Raw genomic sequence first — 16,914 nt, forward strand, 5'->3', positions numbered from 1 at the left:
ATAGCCACTATCTATGTGGAGATAATGCTATTTAATATTTCTTCGCTCTTGCGAAGGAGATTGTTGATAGCGAGAGCTGCGGCTGAAAGTCGAAGAGGGCAAGGGCACCGCGCCAGCGGTGCCCGATATGTTCCCAATAAGCCGGTTCGTGTCGGAATCGGCTGCAGCGGACCTGTTGCAGCAGGTTCGCTGGCGTGATGGCGTCGAGTGCCCCCGCTGCCGTTCTGACCTGGCGGTCAGAAACGGCAGCTATCGGGAGTATCAGCGGTATCTGTGTAAGAATTGCGGCCGGACGTTCAACGACAAGACCGGCACGATCTTCGCTCATTCGAAGCTCTCGCTGAAAGAGTGGTACTTCACGATATACGTGTTCTTACGGTTCAACACGAGTATTCGCCAGATCGAGGCGGAGCTCGATCTTTCGTACAGAACGGTGAGACGGCGCGTCGAGCGCTTCGCCAGCGCGCTCGACGCGCCTTCGATCACACTGTCTGGACCGGTCGAAATCGACGAAGTGTACGTCTCTGCCGGTCTCAAAGGCCGCGAGCGCGACCAGGAGTCGCGCTCGCGTGGCCTGTCCACGCGTGGACGAGGCTCGTACGACGGCGACAAACCGCCGGTGTTCACGCTGGTCGATCGTGGCTCGGACGATCGATACGTCGTGCCAGCGAAATCCGCTGGTGAATCGACTATTCGACTCCTGCTTGCTGACCACGATGAGGAGTTGCTGACCGTCTATACGGACGGATTTCGAGCGTACGAGCTGCTCGAAGAAGACGACGCATTCTCCCGCGAATACGTCGTCCACGGCGACGGTGAATACGCTGATGGCGAAGTACACGTCAACGGTTGCGAGAGCCACGCGTCGCTGACGCGACGGTGGCTCTCGCCCCATCGAGGAGTGTCAAAGGACAAGCTAACACCGTATCTCAGAGCCTTTCAGCTCCGCTGCGAACTCTACAGAAAACCAGGTGACGAAGCGCTCAAACATGCTCTTGATGCTGCCCTCTGAAAATCAACAACGTGCTTCACAAGAGCGTATTTCTTTTCAATGACGCACTATACTACCTGTCCCAGATATTTAACCGGTCAGATCGTCAACCGGTGGGTTTTCACAAGCCGTTGATTATCTCTCATTCGCACTCAGATATGTCTGGATTCTTTGGTTTATTACATGGTGGGACCAACGGCACAATCGAAAGGATCTGCTCATACCGAAATCAGTAATTATGATGAACAGAAACCTGAGTTTAGATGAGAGATTCTGGGCCTCTTGCTGTCTTTACCGGTTCGGCGACATCAGTCAACGTCAGTCACGTACTGGACGACATCGCGTCGATGGTTCCAGGAACTCACCACCTCGTTGCGACTGATACAGCCATTCTGGATACGCCCAATTACCAGATATTCGGCACGGACAACCCCAACAACATGTGCGGTCAGGCCAGTGCGCTCACAGAATATCTCAAGAAAAACTCCCCACGCGCTCTCCTTCAGATCACAGACCCTCCGTTGCACGGAACGATCGCTGGTTCTCTCGCAAACCGTCACGACATCCCATTCGTCTACCGGTACAGTGGTGACCGATTTTACGAGTACCGCGTCGCGAGAGGCCGCGAACGACTCACTGCGTTTGCACTCGGTGCCATCCTTGGTCGGGTTCCGATCCGACTCGCGACGCGCCACATCGCACTCGGGCCGGCCGGAAAGCGACGACTGATCGCACGGGGCGTACCCCCCGAACGAATCACTATCCTGCCGCCAGCTGTCAACCCGTCTCGATTCGACGATTCCGATCCTATCTCTCTCGACGTTCCGGACGATCGGAAACTCGTCCTGTTCGTCGGCCGCCTCTCACATCTCAAAGGAACTGAAACACTCGAACGCGTCATTCCATCGATAGTAGAACGACGTGACGATCTGCAGTTCGTCTTCGTCGGCAGCGTCGAACGAGATCTCGACGTTCCGAAACACGTTCGAGATCACGTGACGCTAGTCGGCAAAGTGTCACCAGACGCTGTCTCCGACTACATGGCTGCTGCGAACCTTCTGGTGCATCCAACGCTTACTGAGGGAGTCCCCCGTGTCTTGCTCGAGTCGCTCGCAGCTGGGACACCGGTTCTCGCCAGGGATGTGGGGGACGTCGCATCGGTGACGGACAATACATTCGACTCGAACAAGGAACTTGAGGATCAACTCACGAACCTCGAATCGATCCCACTCGAAGATGTCTCATCGTTCACACCGGAACATCTGGGACCGGCATATCGGGACTTTTTCCGGGACCGCTAACAGACGACTTTTATCGAACCGAGCTAATGACGAGTCAATGACTGACCATCCCACCGTCGTCTTCGGTATCGACGGAGCCCATTTCGAATTACTCGGGCCCTGGATCGAAGCTGGTCATCTCCCAAACATCGAGCGGGCAATCGACAGCGGCGTCAGTGCAGATCTAGAGTCCGTCTTACCTCCAGTTACCTCACCGAATTGGAAAGCCTATGCGACGGGCAAGAATCCTGGGAAGATTGGTATCTTCTGGTGGGAGAACATTGATGTCGAGAACCAGCGCGTTCACTATCCGTCCGAACGCAAGCATGTCAACACCGAATTCTGGGAGTACATCGCTGAGAACGAACCTGTCGGTGTACTCGGTGTCCCGACCACCTATCCCCCCAAAGATGTCGGCGAGTTCCTTGTTGCCGGTCCCCCAGACGGGAAAAACACCGGGTACGCTCATCCATCCGGACTGGAATCGCGACTCAAGGAAGAATTTGACTACCGCGTCCGAAAGCACAATCGCCTCGACGGCGACAGAAAGGCCGCCGCAGAGGAGATCCTCGAGTTGATTGACAGCCGGTTCACCGTTTCGGAAATGCTTCGCGAGGAGTATGATGTCTCATTCCTCCAGGTGACGACCTTCTACATCAACTCCCTGCAACACTACCTCTGGGACGACGAGTACACACGCCGAGGATGGCAGATTATCGACGAACACCTCGGCCAGTTCCTTGATGCAAACTGCAATATCGTTCTGATGAGCGATCACGGGTCGAATCCCATCGAAACGGTGTTTCACGTTAACTCCTGGTTGGAGAGCAACACGTACCTCAAAACAAACACTGACATTGCGGACACGTTCTATCGCCTCGGCATCAACAAAGACCGGCTCATACAGTTAACAAATAAGCTCGGACTCACCCAATTCGCCAAACATGTCACTCCCCGGGAGATACTTCAATATCTACCGGACACCAGCGGAGCGGTGAACAAAGAAGGAAAGACAGACGCAGTAGACTGGCAGGAAACCAGCGCAATCGCCAGTGGACAGGGGCCGATATATCTGACTGCTGAGCATGGAACTGACGAATACAACCGAATCAGAGATCAATTACAGACCGAACTTGAATCTATGTCAGATCCTGACGGCAATCCAATTGCTGACGCAGTCTACAAAGGTGAAGACGTTTACTCGGGAAGATACGTGGATGAAGCACCGGATCTAGTAATTGATCAGGCCAAAGGTGTCCACATTCCGGGTGGAATAGGTCGCGAAACTGTGTTCACTAAGCCGACAGACGACGGATGGAACGCCGAAAATAAGCGCCAAGGCCTGTTCGTCGCAACGGGGCCGGACTTCACCACCGGAACGCACGACCCGATATCGATTCTGGATCTCGCCCCGACGTTGCTACATCTCCACGACCGACCGGTGCCAGCAGACATGGATGGGACCGTACAACAGTCAGTATTCGCTACCGACAGCAAGCCAGCAAACAGGAAGGTCAAACGGGCAAATGTCTCCGAGAGAGATCAAGAAAAAGCTAGGATCCGTACTATAGCACGAAATATTGACCTATAATCACAGGTAACCCAGGTCCTCTAGACGATCACGTACGTTGTCATCCTCCTTTCCCTCCAGTTCGTCAAGAACAGTCGTAATCATGACCGTGGCGTACTCCGCAGGGGTGTCAAACTCGTGCCGTTTCGCCCGCGATTCGAGCCGCTCATACACGTCGTCGTCGAGGTCAACCGTGAGTTCCATGTTCGTGCCATCGTCTTTGAGAGAGTTAGTGGTTCGGTTCGTCGGAGCCGTAGTGTTCAGATAAGGATTGAAGAGTGAGGCACGGCGGTTTTGAAGTGTCTATGCCCAAAAACGCCGGCCTCGGCGGTAGTATCGACCAAATCGACTTAGATTTTGTGGAGCGAGAAGCGACACCGCGACTGCTGATGAAGCTGAGTATTCAATTGCATTTGGCTGGACTATCACTTTCGAATACTGTCTCAGTTCTTGAGGTATTCGGTGTCCAACGCGCTCGATCAACGGTCTATAATTGGGTTCACAAAGCAGATTTACAGCCCAAAGATGGACAGTCACCGGATCACGTTGCGGTTGACGAAACTGTGATCCAACTCAACGGTGAGAGATATTGGCTGTACGCCGCTGTCGATCCACAAACGAACAAATTGCTCCATACGAAGCTTAGACCAACTACAACGAAGGTTCTCGCCCATGCATTTCTCACCGAACTCTCTGAGAAACACGACGTCGACGACGCCGTGTTTCTCGTCGATGGCTCCAGATCGTTACAAGCTGGGTGTCAACGACATGGCTTCGATTTCAGATACGAAAAACATGGAAATCGGAATGCTGTTGAACGTGTCTTCAGAGAAATAAAACGACGTACTGTCTGTTTCTCAAACTGTTTCAGCAACGCCGAAGCGGAAACAGCCGACATTGGCTCAGATCGTTCAGCTTCGCATGGAATCAGCTTCTCTGAATACGATGAAAAAATGTCTCCAAGTTTCTTTCCGTCTGGAATCAATTATCTAATCAACGACGTCATAGGCCAAGTTTCAATACTCGTAGTGATTTGATCTGGTCCGCTATCCGTCACGTTCTCAAACAACTTAATTTCAGACATAAGTTGTGAATTTGATTCGTGATTGAGAGTTGAAACTTACCCTCAAAGACATAAAGACGTACAACCATTTGAAGGTAGACAATACCAAGCGCAGCAAATGTATCCTCACGGAGTTCATCTAATGTGTCGAAGAGATGGTTTCTAAGGGCCTGACCGAGGTATCACCAACACTCTTCGGCGGAGTTCACCGGACCTGAACCCCGCCGATAGTAATACAGTCCGATTGGTATCGCCTCGACAAAGTCCTGTACTGCATTGGCCGTGAAATACGATGTGTTGTCCAAGACGACGCAGACTTTCTCGCCGAATTCAGTCTGGAGAGCGTCTAGCAAGCAAATCGTCGTGTCGCTGGTGAAGTTCTTGGCACAGGATAGAAGAACGTCTGGCCGGAATGTCCCACGCATCTCGATGCTGTCCCACATGCCTGTCACCGACAGTGACAGGCGATTACCTTCGGGAAACGACGCATAGAGATCCGCGATGAAAGTGTGAATATATCTGATAGATGGTCAGGATCGTGTATTTGTCGTCCAAGTTGTCGCGCTTTTTTGAATCTGTCTTGCCAGACTTCTTAGGCATCTTAACTGATTTTTGACATATCCGACTGAGCTGACTTCTAGGACAGCCCAGAGCCGGACATCAGTCGATAAACGCGGCGTTCGCAGTACTCCATGTCGAATTCCTCGGAGAGGTAGTGACGTGCCAGTGGTAACGACCCAGTACGGGTTCAGACCATACTCGGTGAAAATAAGATTGCCCTCACATTCGTTTGGGCAGTCGAAATATGGCTCGCACCAAACCTCAACGAAGGAAGGTTGACAACGGAGCAGCCGCTCAGCAGTATTGATAAAATAAAGAAAGGTGGCTCTGTAGTTTCGATACACTGCGCTGCATTTCACGGATATCGGACGCTCCGGCGGAGGTTGTAGACGGTGGCTTTGAGAATGATTTCACGGAATTCAAGCCACCAGCTTCGCGCACGCACGGCACCGCCGAGCGTGCGCTTGATGCTTGAGAAGACTGTTTCAGACATGGATCGTTGATGGTACCGATCACTGTCCATGCGGGCGTTGTGAGCGTGATCGAGTGAGTTGAACAGACGGTGTTTGATCAGCGGGCGGATGCCGTTTTGACGGAGTTCGTCACGGAAGGCTTTCGCGTCGTATCCTTTGTCAGCAGCGAGGCTCCGCAGGTCGCCCGCATTCCGGCGGGCGACCTGCGGGCCGATCTTAGCGTCGTGTTTCTTCGAGGTAGTTGAGTGGATGTCGGTGATGTACAGCGTTTCGACATCCACCAGCGCAGTCACTTTCAACGCTCGGACGCGGTAGTCTGTGCGGTTGGCGTGGTGTCGGCTTGGTTGGTCACGGTCAAAGCCAGTTGCGTCAATCGAAGCGTGGCCTGTGCGTTTCTCGGCCGACGCGCCGAGAAACGCACGCCAGGTCTCGGTCGGAATCCGTTCAAACCATGTGCGGAGAACCGTATAATGTGGAAGTCGCGTGAGGCCAATTTCCTCTAATACACCGGGCATCTCACTTAGCAAATCAACTGCGACGCGGTAGGATTTTGCCAGTTCGATACGGAGCGCATGGAGCGTCAGCATCGCCCATTCGGCGAACCCGCCACCCCCTTCGGGGTCGGCGGGTTCGTTCGGGTTAGCAACAACTGATTTAGACTTAGCGACCGTAACACGGGTGAAGAGACGGATTTCGGATGTCAAACCAATCTGTCTCTTCGCTTTCTACGGCAATAACGCAATCGCGGTGCTCTCGCCTAGCGAAACTACAGTGCCAGAAAGGTAGCTTCCGCAGTTCTACCCAAACATCTGGCGCATCATCGGATGCATCTCCATGAGCTGCTCTTCGGCGATCTCCTCGTACAGCTTGTACGTAATGGAGACCGTCAGTAGCAGCCCGGTACCGGAGACGCCGCCGATGGTACCCAGCATGTTGGCCATCACGGCGAGCAACCCAACCAAGGCGCCGCCGATGACAGTCACTTGCGGGATATACCGCTCGAGGACTTTCTCGATGACGCCGACGTTCTGTCGGAAGCCGGGGATCTGCATCCCGGAGTTGTGGATCTGCTTGGCCGTTGCTTCCGGACCCATGTCAGTGGTTTCGACCCAGAAGACGGCGAAGATGCCGCCGCCGACGATCATCACGAACAGGTCAATCCCGACACGGGTCAGGATCTGCCAGACCGGCTGAGCAGTCCCTTCCAGCCACCACATCCAGTCGCCACGGCTCTGGACGGGAGCGAGGAAGTAGAACAGGCCGCCGGTCGGCTGGCCGTTGGCGTACGTGCCGAGGAACGACGGCATCGAGCCCAGTTGGGCGTTCAGGATACGGCCCAGGAACTGGATGTTCGCCTGCAGTGCCCGGACGAGGATCATCGGCAGGACGCTCGCGTAGATGAGCTTGACCGGGAAGCGGCCACGGGCTCCTTTCACGCGGGCGTTCGACAGCGGGATCTCCACGCGGACCGATTCGGCGTAGACGACCACTGCGAAGATGAGGACCGTCGTGAACAGTCCCAGCAGTTCGCCCTGCAGCAACACGGTCTGGAGGCCATCAGCGGCCAGCACTGGCCCGGTGCCGCGCTCGCCGGTGATGAACAGATACCAGGTGTAGATGATCCCTTCGTTGTTGCCGATAAACGGTGTCGTCAGGATGCCACCGATGAGTCGCTGGCTCACGCCGGCGACAATGAACAGACCGATACCGGAGCCGACGCCCCATTTGGAGATGACCTCGTCCATGAACAGGATGAGGACACCGCCGACGAACATCTGGCCGAAGATGAGCCACTGGACACCGGCCGTGCCGATACCCAGTGAGTTCGCGACCGCCGTGTCAGCCGGGAGGAAGCCGCCGGCAAACACCATCGGGAGCCCGGTGAGACAGATCATCACGAGTACCAGCAGCTTCTGGAGCCCCTGATAGAGGATCTGGTCACGCGGGTCGTCTTGGGTGTTCAGCCCGAGCAGGTCCGCCCCACCGAGGAGCTGTAACACGATGGACGCCGTGACGATCGGACCGATACCCAGCTGCATGATGCTCCCCTGGCCAGAGGCCAGAATCGAGGAGAAGCGCCCGAACACCTGTTGACTGGCGTCGATGTCCAGCCCGAACAGCTTCACGTTCGTCAGGAAGAAATACAGCAGGAGCACGCCTCCTGTCCAGGTGAGCTTGCGCTTGAACGGAACGTGTCCGTCCGGCCGCTGGACTGCGGGCATCCGGACAAGCAGTGGTTCGGCGGTGTCCTTCCAGCTCATCGTTCGTTATTCCTCGTCCGCGTCCGCGTCTTCGTCTGTCTCGGCCTCGGCCTGGCGCTCCTGGCCGAGGTCGGTCAGTTCGACGCTCCCGCCTGCGGCTTCGACTTTCTCGCGAGCGCCCTCGGAGAAGTCGTCGGCGATGAGCGTGAGTTCGTGGCGAACCTGGCCGGCACCGAGTACCTTCACGTAATCGGCGTCGTCGGCGTCTTCGACCACATCACGGACATCGACGCGGAAGCCACCGTCTTCGACTTCGGCGACGTCGTCGGCGGCCAGCAGCGTCACGTTCTCGTCGATCTCGCGAACGTCGATAGTGGCGGCCTCTTCCTGCACCTTCTGCGGGCGCTTGAAGCCGCTCTTGCCGAGCGGTTCGTGGTTGTGGAACTCGTGCTTGTCACGGCCTGCGGCACCGCGACCACCGCGGTGGCCGGCACCACGTCGGTTCTTGTGCGAGCCGCCGCCGTGCGTGCGCGAGCCGCGCTGTCGTTTCTTTTTGCTCGTCATTATCGCATCGCCTCCAGGAGTTCGTCGATTCCCTCGGTGTCGTGTTTCCCGAGCTGCCCGCCCTCCTTGACGGGGTGTTTGACGCCGTCGTGGCCGCCACGGGGCGGGTGCAGACGGAGCGTCGGGGACAGTCCCTGCTCGCGTAGCGTCGTCTCCTCGGAGAGGAGCGCGAACGCGAGCCCGGAGATGTCGTCGTAGTCCGTGTTCTCGGCGACCCACTCGTCGTCCACGTCGGCGTCGCCCTCGAGCGGCTCGGCGCGCGTCGCCAGGACTGTCTCCAGCGTCTCCTGGCTCGGCTCACCGAAGGCGACGAAGTCGTTGACCTTCGTCACCATGCCGCGGTAGGCGTCCGTCTCGGGGACGAGCGTGCAGTGGTTCACGTGGTGGATGTTGAGCATCTCCAGCGTGTCCTGGATGTCGGTGTGCATGTTGACTTCGCCACGGAGCTGGACGAGCGCGTGCATCACTCGATCACCTCTCGTTTCTCGAAGGTCCGTTCGGGGACGCGCGCCTCGGCCGTGTTCTGCAGGGCGTTGAACGTCGCCTTCGCGAAGTTGACCGTGGTGCGCGTGTTCCCGCTACTGCGTGTCCAGATGTCTTCGATACCGGCGAGTTCGAGCACCTTGCGGACGGTCTCTCCGCCCGCGAGGCCCAGCCCGCGCGGGGCCGGCTGCAGCTCGACTTCGACGCTCCCGGCCTTGCCCTCGGTGCGCAGCGCGACCGTGTGCGGACGGCCACAGCCACACTCCCAGGACCCGCAGCCGCGGGAGACGTCGATGATGTTCAGCTTTGCGATGTCGATGGCTTTCTGGATGGCACCGCCGACCTGGTCGTCACGCCCCTCGGCGTAGCCGATGAGGCCGTCGCGGTTGCCAACGGCGACCACGCAGCGGAACTTAACGCGGCGGCCGGAGTCTGTCATCCGCTGGACCATGTTGATGTCCAGCACTTCGTCTTCCAGGTCGGGAACGAGCTGGTCGACGACTTCCGATTCTTTCAGCGGGAGCCCGGAGTTCAGCGCCTCCTGCATGGAGTCGATTTCGCCCTCGACGACCTGCTTGCCGAGGCGTGTCCGTGGCTCCCATCCGTTGTTAGCACTCATAGTTCGATGTCACCGTCCAGTAGGGTCTCTCGGAGCTCGTCGAAGTGCTCCGGGAGGTCTGCAGCGTCGAAGTCACCGCTGTACAGCGGCTCCTCGAGCTGCTCGTCGTACTCGGCGATGTGGGCACCGCGCGTGCGCTGCCAGTCGGCGAGTACGTCGTCGTTGTGCGGAATGTCCAGGCCGGCGTCGATTGCGCCTTCCTGTATTGCGAATACTTTGCTTCCGGGGGTCGGGCTGTTGAGTCCGATGTCGAGCACTGCCTCCTCGATGCCCGCTTCCTGCGCGCGAAGCCCGGCGAGCAGACCGGTGAGGTAGGCCGAGGGCATGTTGCCCGTCGGGGCCTCCCAGCCGTACTCGGCGAGGTCGCTCGAGTGAGCGGACGCGAGAGTGTCGTCGCCGTTGGGGCCAAGCGTCACCAGCTGCGCCCTGACGTGTTTATTGCTCTTTCGAGCAACGAGACGTGGCTTACCGGATTTCAACAGGCGCAACCGCTGATGGTAATCGGTTCTGGCCTCGCGGCGTCGCCGCATCGGTACTTTGTATCGTGGTCCTGTCGCCATTATGCGTCACCGTGGTTTGCGTCGATGTAACGTTCGAGATCGGCAACGCTGTCGAACTCGCCACCGCCGGCCTTGTCGTACAGGTCGCGGTACTGCGAACTCGAAAGCGTTCCCTCGTCACGCAGTTCGCGCAGCTTCGTCCGCTGTGCGCGGATGCGTGACTCCCAGTCCTCCTTGGAGTTCTGCCGTGCGCCTGCCTTGCCCTTCCGGGAACCGGCTCCCTTCTGGTGGCCGTACGCACGCTTCTTCTGGCGCTCCCGGGCGCGTCCGCGGGAGTTGCCTTTCTTGTCTTTCGCCTGAATGGCGCCCTCATCGACCAGTTCGCGAACGTCCTCGCGGGTAATCGCATCGGCGATGTCGCCCTGTCGCTCGGGGTCGAACCAGACGCGGTTCTTCCCGACGTCGAGGACGTCCGACGCGAGTCGCTTCTGTGCGGAGAGGTCTGTCATCACTCACTCACCTCGACTTCGACGTAGGTGGGGTTGAGCACGCGGATGCCCGCGTCCTCGGCTTCCTCTTCGATTCGCTCGCGCTTGCGAGCGCCGACCTTCGAGGCAATACGGACGGCTTCCGTGTCCCCGTCGACGCCTTCGAGGTCGTCCACGTTGTGCACGCGGACCTCCTCGAAGCCCGAGGGGTGCTTGCCGCGAACCGCGGTCGGCGAGCGGAAGCCCGCCTCGACCGTGTCGCCCTTGCCCTTGATGCCGCGGCGCTGCTTCGAGAGCTGGCCGCGGGGCTTGCGCCACGAGGTCGAGACGCGCTTTTTCTTGTGGTGGTCCTGGCGGTTGAACTGCGGCTTGCCGACCCGGTGTCGCTGGGTCAGGAGCCGCGCGTCCTCGTCGGAGAGGTCCGGCGTCTTGTCGGTGAGCCCGCGGGCCTGGAGTTCCGTCTCCACGTCCTCGTCGGGCGCTTCCTCGCCGCCTTCCTCTTCGACTTCGGCTTCGGTCTCGGACTCGACTTCGAGTCCGCCGACGTCGGCCTTGATTCGGGCGGCCAGCGCGTTCCCGATACCGCTGACATCGGCGAGCGCGGACTGGTCGGCACCGCGAACGTCTTCGACCGATTCGAAGCCGGCCTCGCGGAGCGACTCCGCCTTGGACGGGCCGACGCCGCTGATGTCAGTCAGTTCGGTGTACTCTTCCTCTGCTTCGACGTCTTCTTCGTTATCCGCCATCAGGCGTCACCTCGGTTCGGTTTGCGGGTGATGTACACCCCGTCCTGGAACACGCGCACGTCCTTGTCGTTGATGCGCGTGAGCTGCTCGATGTCCGCGGCGGTCTGGCCGACGGCTTCGATGTCGGGACCGCTGATGGTCAGCTCCTCACCGTCGATTTCGACGTCCGTTTCGCCGTGGATCGTCGTGCGGCGGGGGGCCTTCTCGCCCAGGAAGTTCTCGATGACGACTTCGTCACCCTCGACGTCGACCTGCATCGGGAAGTGGGAGTAAAAGACTTCCATCCCGTACTCCCAGCCCTCGGTAACGCCGTGGAACATGTTCTCGATGTGGCTCTGGAAGGTACCGATCGTCGACATCGTCTTGGCGTTGTCCTCATCGGATTCGATGGTGACTGTGTCGCCGTCGACAGACACGTCGATGTCAGGGTACCAGAGCCGACGTGTGACGCTGCCGTTGTCCCCCTCGACGGTGATGTCAAGGTGGTCCTGCTCGGCGTCTACGTCCTCCGGAATCTCCAGTTCTACTCGTGGCATTGTTAGTATACGTACGCGATGACTTGGCCACCGACGCCCTGCTCACGAGCCTCGTAGTGGCTCATGATGCCGTGACTGGTCGTGACGACGAGGGTCCCGTAGTCACGGGCGGGGAGGAACCGCTTCTCCCACTTCTCGAACTCGTCAGCGCCCGCAGAGTAGCGGGGCTTGACCGGGCCACACTCGTTGATGGCTCCTTTCAGTTCGACTTCGAACTCGCCGGCTTTGCCGTCGTCGACGAAACTGAATCCGTCGATGTACCCGCGGTCGTAGAAGACCTCGAGGACGCTGCCGATCTCGTTCGAAGCGGGCGATACTGTCTGCTCTAGGTGCCCGACGCTTTCGGCGTTGTTAAGCGCCGACAGTGCGTTGGCAAATGGGTCGTTCCCTGTCATTGTTAGCTGTACTTCTTGAAGCCCATGCCCCGCGAAATCTCGCGGAAGCACTGGCGGCACAGCCAGATGTCGTACTTGCCGACGAGTCCCTGTTCGCGACCGCAGCGCTGACAGGACTCGAGCTGGCCAGTTCGCTCACTGGTTGCCGTCTCGGAATCGGGCTCGTCTGTGGTTTCACTTTCGCTCATTCGCTCACCTCCACGTCGTAGGTCGACTCGATGAAGGCGACCGCGTCCGCCGGGTTGAGTCGATGTTTCGTCGGAATCGAGCGCGACGCCTTGTCGCGCTTTGCGACGCGGTAGCCGGGGCGGACGAGGTTGACCGTCACGTCCAGCCCGTAGATTCCGATGCTCGGGTCGTACTCCTGGCTCGGGAACTCGGTGTGTTCCTCGACGCCGAAGCTGAAGTTGCCGGTGTCGTCGAACTGACTCGTCGCCAGTTCGGCCAGCGGCAGCGCCGTCTGGAGGAACTCTTCGGCCATCTCGTCGCGGAGCGTGACCTTCGCACCGATTGGGTCACCCTCGCGGATGTCGAACTCGCCGACGGTCCGCTTGGCCTTCGTTCGTACCGGCGTCTGCCCGGTGATTTCCCCGAGGATGTCCTCTGCGTTGGCGAGGTCGCGGCCACCGTGGCCGATACCCATGTGAACGACGACCTTCTCGATGCGCGGTTCGCGCATCTCGTGGAAGTCGCCGCCGGACTCACTCTCGGAGCTCATTCGTCATCACCCGTGAAGTTCTCGTCGATGACGACGACGTACTCTTCGACCGTCTCGAAGCCACCGGCGGCTTCGCCGCCTTCCGAGGCTTCGTCGGAAGCCTCGCTGCCCCCCTCCTGGGAGACGATGACGTTGTTCTGTGCCGAACCCGGCGTCACCTGAATCTCCTCGATCTCGCCGACTTCGCCCGCGTGGGCGCCGTCGACGGCGGTGACGAGCGCGCCCTCTTCGTACTCGAAGTGGGCGACGATTTCGCCGTCCTCGTTGCCGACGACGATGGAGTCGCCAGCGTCGTAGGTCTGGTCGTCCTCGACGATGAGCGTCTCACCGTCGTGGAGGCCCAGCTGGACGTCGCCACCGGAGACGTGGGTCTTGGTGACGATTTTACCGAGCTTGGACTCGGCCGCGTCCGGGTCGATTGCGGTCAGCGCCAGCCGACCACCCTCGCCGGGGAACACGCGGTAGTACTCCTCGCGCTCGGTGAAGGCCAGGATGTCGAACATCCCGACGGGGCGTTCCTCGTCGGAGATGGCCTTCCCGTTGATGAGGACGTTGTCCTCGTTGAGAGCGTAGCGGGCTTCTTTGCGGTTGTCGGCGTAGCCGAGCACGTCCCGAAGGACGATGAGTAGGGGAACCCCATCCTCACCGTGCGGGCCGGCACCGGCTTTCACCGTAAACGTCGCGGTCTTGCGCTCTACGGGCCAACTGTTCGGCACCGAGAGTCGCTTCTGGTGGTTACTCATGCGGAATCATCCTCCGATTCGAGACGCGCCTCGCGCTTCTCGTCTTCGAGGTCCAGGTCCGTCACGCGGACGTTCGAGGTGTCAAGCGGTCGCGGGACTTCCTCGCCGTCCGTCTTCTCGAGCGTGACGTCTTCGACGTGGATGACGGCCTTGTCGAGGTCCACCTTGAGGACTTCGCCTTCCTCGCCGGCGAAGTCGCCACGGAGCACCTCGACGGTGTCACCAGCGTTGACGCGGACGTTGCGCTGGCCGTACTCCTCGCGGAGGTCGGCCGAAAGCGTCGCCCGGACCTGCTTGTGCCGCTCGTGAAGCGGGGCACGTCGTTGACTCTTGCGTTGTTTGTCTGGTTGCTTGCTCATGGTTCTATACGATCATCGTCGCTGCTGATGCCACACTGCCGAATCGCTGTGCGACTTCCCGTGCGATAGGACCTTTCAGCTCGGTCCCGCGCGGGTCCTCGTTCTCGTCGACGATGACGGCCGCGTTGTCTTCGAACTTGACGCGGGTGCCGTCGGGTCGACGGATCGGCTTTCGCTGGCGGACGACGACGGCTTCGAGCACCTGGCGACGCATTTCGGGCGTCCCCTTGGTGACCGAGACCGTGATCTTGTCGCCCAGCCCAGCTTTGGGGTGGCGGTTCTTCGTTCCCGAGTAGCCGTGGACGGAAATGACCTTGAGTTCGCGCGCTCCCGTGTTGTCCGCACACGTAATGAGCGAGCCCTTTTCAAGGCCTTGCGTGACGTCAGCACCGAGTGCTTCCATCAGGCATCACCGTCCTGTTCGTCGTTCGCGGCCTCGTCCGAGCCCGCGCTAACGACGACGTGGCTTTTCGTTTTCGAGAGCGGTCGACACTCTGCTATCGTGACCGTGTCACCGACCGCGAGGTCGAGACAATCGGGTGCGTGAGCCGGAACGCGGCTCCGCCGCTTCATGAAGCGGTCGTATTTCGGCACCTTCACGTCGTACTCGCGCTCGACGACAACGGTCTTCTCCATGTCAGTGGAGGCTACCTCGCCGTTCAGTGTCTGTCCGCGCACGGAGAGCTCTCCGTGGAACGGGCAGTTCTGATCGGCACAGGTTTCCTCCGGTTCCTGTACGTTCAGTCCTAGCGCCATAGTGAATCTCCTGTGTTCTCTGTGCGACGAGCGGGACGCGCGACGAGTCGGTCGCCGTCGACCCGGACTCGCTGTCCGTCGACGGCGAACGAAAAGGTCGCGCTGTCCTTCGGCACGTGCCACACCCGGTCGGCCCCCTCGACCGTCAGCATCTGTGTCGTCTCCATGACGACAGTTCCGCTGATACCGACAGCGTCCGGATTGGACGCTGCGACGACCTCGCAGTCGAGGCCGACGAGTTCGTGTCGTGGGAGCGTCTCGGGTGTCAGTGGCATTATTCGTTCTCCTGCAGGTCGCCTTCTTCGCCCTGAATCGTCTTGATGCGGGCGATGGCCTTCCGCAGCTCCTTGATGCGACCGGGGTTTTCCGGCGCACCACCCGCGGCCTGCACGGCCCGGGCGTTCAGCAGTTCGGTCTTCAGGTCGTCGAGTTCCGCCTCGCGCTCGGCGGGCGTCATGTCCCGAATCTCCTGGACGTGGAGGACGGTCATTCGTCGTCAGCCTCCTCGTCCATTTCGTCCATCAGCTCTTCGGCTTCCGCCTCGACGTCCTCGTCGAGTTCCTCGTCGACAGCGTCTTCGAGTTCGTCGACGTCGACGTCCTCGACATCGTCGTCAGTCGGGACCTCGACGTCTTCCTCGACGATTTCCTCGTCGACGAACTCCTCGTCAGCCTCGGAGTCGTCGTCGGCCCCGGTGGCCACGTCTTCGTCGAGTTCCTCGGCCGTCTCGCTGTCTTCAGGCTCGCCTTCGAGGAGTTCCTCGACGGACTCGCCGTCGGTGTCGGCCACGTAGTCCTCGACGTCGACATCCTCGTAGATCTCGAAGTCGTCGGGGAGCTCCGCGTCCGGCGGGATGATCTTGACTCGGACCCCGATGGTACCGAGCTTCATCACGGCGACGCCGACACCGCTGTCGACGATCTCCTCTGCGGGTTCGCCGTTGTGCTTGACGTAGCCGCGGTTGAACTTCTCCACGCGCGAGCGTGCACCCGTGACCTTCCCGGAGAGGACGATCTCTGCACCGAGTGCGCCCGACTCCATGATGCGGTCGATGGTGGTGTGGCCCGCTTTGCGGAAGTACCAGCCACGCTCGAGTGCGTTGGCCAGTCGGTCCGCGACGATGCGGGCGTTGAGGTCCGGCTCGTCGACTTCCTGCACGTCGACTTGCGGGTCGTCGAGGTTGAATCGGTCCTCGAGTTCCGTCGTGATCTTCCGGATGTTCTTCCCGCCCTTGCCGATGACCATCCCTGGCTTCTCGGCTTTGAGCACGATCTGGGTTCCCATCGGCGTCTTGGCGACGTCCATGCCGCCGTAGCCAGCGCGACCGAGTTCTTCTGCGAAGAACTCGTCTATCTGGGTCCGCTGAAGTCCGTCCTCGATGAACTGTTGTTCGTCGGCCATTAGTCTTCGACCTCCGGCTCTTCGAGGATGAGTTCGACGTCGACCTGCGGGCTGTTCCACGCCGAGGCACGCCCCATCGCGCGGGGCTTGCGACCCTGCTGCTCGCCGACCTTGTGGGCGGCGACGTGCGTGATCGTCATGGCCTCACCGTCGAAGCCCTGGTGGTCGGCGTTGCCGACCGCGTTCTCGAGCAGGTCGAGGAAGGCCTTGCTGGCCTTCTCCGGGTATCGTCCGGCGTCCCAGCCGTCGACCTTGCTTTTGTGGCCGACGCCCGAGTTGTGCTGTTTGAACGGAACGGGCTGGTCGCCCTCGATAACCGCCTCGAGGTAGTCGACAGCCTCGCCGGCCGTTTTGCCCTTGATTTCGCGGGCGATGGCCTTGCTGTGCTTGAAGCTCATCTGCCGCTCCCGGAGCATCGCTTTGGCCGTCGTGTCCGGGTCGGCTTCGACTGAGTAACTGATTCCCAT

25 protein-coding genes and 1 pseudogene are annotated in these 16,914 nt (G+C 59.6%); 4 read left to right on the forward strand and 22 right to left on the reverse strand.

Annotated features, from left to right (window positions below):
* The first annotated feature begins 127 nt into the window (after positions 1–127).
* The 3 genes from SG26_RS03190 to SG26_RS03200 all read left to right on the forward strand — a co-directional run bounded on the left by SG26_RS03190 (position 128) and on the right by SG26_RS03200 (position 3,862).
* On the forward strand, positions 128–1,012 hold the full coding sequence (locus SG26_RS03190) for an IS1595-like element ISHja1 family transposase (RefSeq protein ID WP_050038241.1): 885 nt from the start codon (positions 128–130) through the stop codon (positions 1,010–1,012).
* A gap of 242 nt (positions 1,013–1,254) precedes the next feature.
* Complete coding sequence (locus SG26_RS03195) at positions 1,255–2,292, forward strand: glycosyltransferase family 4 protein (protein WP_050036832.1); 1,038 nt, start codon at positions 1,255–1,257, stop codon at positions 2,290–2,292.
* 37 nt (positions 2,293–2,329) lie between these two features.
* Entirely contained in the window at positions 2,330–3,862 is a 1,533-nt protein-coding gene (locus SG26_RS03200; RefSeq protein WP_050036833.1) for an alkaline phosphatase family protein, read from the forward strand.
* Here the strand turns inward: SG26_RS03200 and SG26_RS03205 are convergent, their stop codons facing one another.
* Positions 3,863–4,045, reverse strand: a complete 183-nt coding sequence (locus SG26_RS03205; protein ID WP_050036834.1) for a hypothetical protein — start codon at positions 4,043–4,045, stop codon at positions 3,863–3,865.
* A gap of 101 nt (positions 4,046–4,146) precedes the next feature.
* On the opposite strand from SG26_RS03205, the pseudogene SG26_RS20695 reads away from it, so the two are divergent.
* Positions 4,147–4,781: pseudogene (locus SG26_RS20695) on the forward strand (IS6 family transposase).
* 305 nt (positions 4,782–5,086) lie between these two features.
* Here SG26_RS20695 and SG26_RS22190 read toward each other — a convergent pair.
* From SG26_RS22190 to SG26_RS03310, 21 genes are all read right to left on the reverse strand, one after another.
* On the reverse strand, positions 5,087–5,428 hold the full coding sequence (locus SG26_RS22190; RefSeq protein ID WP_079980805.1) for a transposase: 342 nt from the start codon (positions 5,426–5,428) through the stop codon (positions 5,087–5,089).
* Positions 5,429–5,820: 392 nt separating this feature from the next.
* Positions 5,821–6,642, reverse strand: a complete 822-nt coding sequence (locus SG26_RS03215; protein WP_050036835.1) for an IS5 family transposase — start codon at positions 6,640–6,642, stop codon at positions 5,821–5,823.
* A gap of 93 nt (positions 6,643–6,735) precedes the next feature.
* A complete protein-coding gene (secY, locus tag SG26_RS03220) occupies positions 6,736–8,199 on the reverse strand; it encodes a preprotein translocase subunit SecY (protein ID WP_050036836.1) in 1,464 nt (487 codons plus the stop codon).
* A gap of 6 nt (positions 8,200–8,205) precedes the next feature.
* Positions 8,206–8,703 carry an uL15m family ribosomal protein gene (locus tag SG26_RS03225; protein WP_008312927.1) on the reverse strand — a complete coding sequence of 166 codons (498 nt, stop codon included), beginning with the start codon at positions 8,701–8,703 and terminating at the stop codon, positions 8,206–8,208.
* Positions 8,703–9,167, reverse strand: a complete 465-nt coding sequence (rpmD, locus tag SG26_RS03230) for a 50S ribosomal protein L30 (protein WP_050036837.1) — start codon at positions 9,165–9,167, stop codon at positions 8,703–8,705. Before rpmD ends, SG26_RS03225 begins: the two co-directional genes overlap by 1 nt.
* Positions 9,167–9,805, reverse strand: a complete 639-nt coding sequence (locus SG26_RS03235; protein WP_004957374.1) for a 30S ribosomal protein S5 — start codon at positions 9,803–9,805, stop codon at positions 9,167–9,169. Before SG26_RS03235 ends, rpmD begins: the two co-directional genes overlap by 1 nt.
* Entirely contained in the window at positions 9,802–10,365 is a 564-nt protein-coding gene (locus tag SG26_RS03240; RefSeq protein ID WP_023843357.1) for a 50S ribosomal protein L18, read from the reverse strand. Before SG26_RS03240 ends, SG26_RS03235 begins: the two co-directional genes overlap by 4 nt.
* Positions 10,365–10,814, reverse strand: coding sequence for a 50S ribosomal protein L19e (locus tag SG26_RS03245; RefSeq protein WP_014040870.1), 450 nt, complete (start codon positions 10,812–10,814; stop codon positions 10,365–10,367). Before SG26_RS03245 ends, SG26_RS03240 begins: the two co-directional genes overlap by 1 nt.
* Positions 10,814–11,539 carry a 50S ribosomal protein L32e gene (locus SG26_RS03250; RefSeq protein WP_008312922.1) on the reverse strand — a complete coding sequence of 242 codons (726 nt, stop codon included), beginning with the start codon at positions 11,537–11,539 and terminating at the stop codon, positions 10,814–10,816. Before SG26_RS03250 ends, SG26_RS03245 begins: the two co-directional genes overlap by 1 nt.
* Complete coding sequence (locus SG26_RS03255) at positions 11,539–12,075, reverse strand: 50S ribosomal protein L6 (RefSeq protein ID WP_050036838.1); 537 nt, start codon at positions 12,073–12,075, stop codon at positions 11,539–11,541. Before SG26_RS03255 ends, SG26_RS03250 begins: the two co-directional genes overlap by 1 nt.
* 2 nt (positions 12,076–12,077) lie before the next feature.
* Positions 12,078–12,470 (reverse strand): 30S ribosomal protein S8, encoded by a 393-nt coding sequence (locus SG26_RS03260; protein WP_004516956.1) that lies wholly within the window; start codon positions 12,468–12,470, stop codon positions 12,078–12,080.
* A gap of 2 nt (positions 12,471–12,472) precedes the next feature.
* The gene (locus SG26_RS03265) at positions 12,473–12,658 is read right to left on the reverse strand and encodes a 30S ribosomal protein S14 (protein WP_008312921.1); all 186 of its coding nucleotides are present in this window, start codon (positions 12,656–12,658) and stop codon (positions 12,473–12,475) included.
* On the reverse strand, positions 12,655–13,188 hold the full coding sequence (locus tag SG26_RS03270; RefSeq protein WP_004591562.1) for a 50S ribosomal protein L5: 534 nt from the start codon (positions 13,186–13,188) through the stop codon (positions 12,655–12,657). Before SG26_RS03270 ends, SG26_RS03265 begins: the two co-directional genes overlap by 4 nt.
* Positions 13,185–13,931 (reverse strand): 30S ribosomal protein S4e, encoded by a 747-nt coding sequence (locus SG26_RS03275; RefSeq protein WP_050036839.1) that lies wholly within the window; start codon positions 13,929–13,931, stop codon positions 13,185–13,187. Before SG26_RS03275 ends, SG26_RS03270 begins: the two co-directional genes overlap by 4 nt.
* Complete coding sequence (gene rplX / locus SG26_RS03280) at positions 13,928–14,290, reverse strand: 50S ribosomal protein L24 (RefSeq protein ID WP_050036840.1); 363 nt, start codon at positions 14,288–14,290, stop codon at positions 13,928–13,930. Before rplX ends, SG26_RS03275 begins: the two co-directional genes overlap by 4 nt.
* A 4-nt stretch (positions 14,291–14,294) precedes the next feature.
* Positions 14,295–14,693: a 50S ribosomal protein L14 gene (locus SG26_RS03285; protein ID WP_004516961.1), complete on the reverse strand. Its 399-nt coding sequence runs from the start codon at positions 14,691–14,693 to the stop codon at positions 14,295–14,297.
* Positions 14,693–15,046, reverse strand: a complete 354-nt coding sequence (locus SG26_RS03290; protein WP_008312918.1) for a 30S ribosomal protein S17 — start codon at positions 15,044–15,046, stop codon at positions 14,693–14,695. The genes SG26_RS03285 and SG26_RS03290 overlap by 1 nt, the downstream gene beginning before the upstream one ends.
* Positions 15,037–15,321: a ribonuclease P protein component 1 gene (locus tag SG26_RS03295; RefSeq protein WP_050036841.1), complete on the reverse strand. Its 285-nt coding sequence runs from the start codon at positions 15,319–15,321 to the stop codon at positions 15,037–15,039. The genes SG26_RS03290 and SG26_RS03295 overlap by 10 nt, the downstream gene beginning before the upstream one ends.
* Positions 15,321–15,536: a 50S ribosomal protein L29 gene (gene rpmC / locus SG26_RS03300; RefSeq protein WP_004516964.1), complete on the reverse strand. Its 216-nt coding sequence runs from the start codon at positions 15,534–15,536 to the stop codon at positions 15,321–15,323. The genes SG26_RS03295 and rpmC overlap by 1 nt, the downstream gene beginning before the upstream one ends.
* On the reverse strand, positions 15,533–16,447 hold the full coding sequence (locus SG26_RS03305; RefSeq protein WP_050007738.1) for a 30S ribosomal protein S3: 915 nt from the start codon (positions 16,445–16,447) through the stop codon (positions 15,533–15,535). The genes rpmC and SG26_RS03305 overlap by 4 nt, the downstream gene beginning before the upstream one ends.
* A complete protein-coding gene (locus SG26_RS03310; protein WP_014040875.1) occupies positions 16,447–16,914 on the reverse strand; it encodes a 50S ribosomal protein L22 in 468 nt (155 codons plus the stop codon). The genes SG26_RS03305 and SG26_RS03310 overlap by 1 nt, the downstream gene beginning before the upstream one ends.

The organism is Haloarcula sp. CBA1115, from assembly GCF_000827835.1.
Classification (GTDB): Archaea; Halobacteriota; Halobacteria; order Halobacteriales; family Haloarculaceae; genus Haloarcula; species Haloarcula hispanica.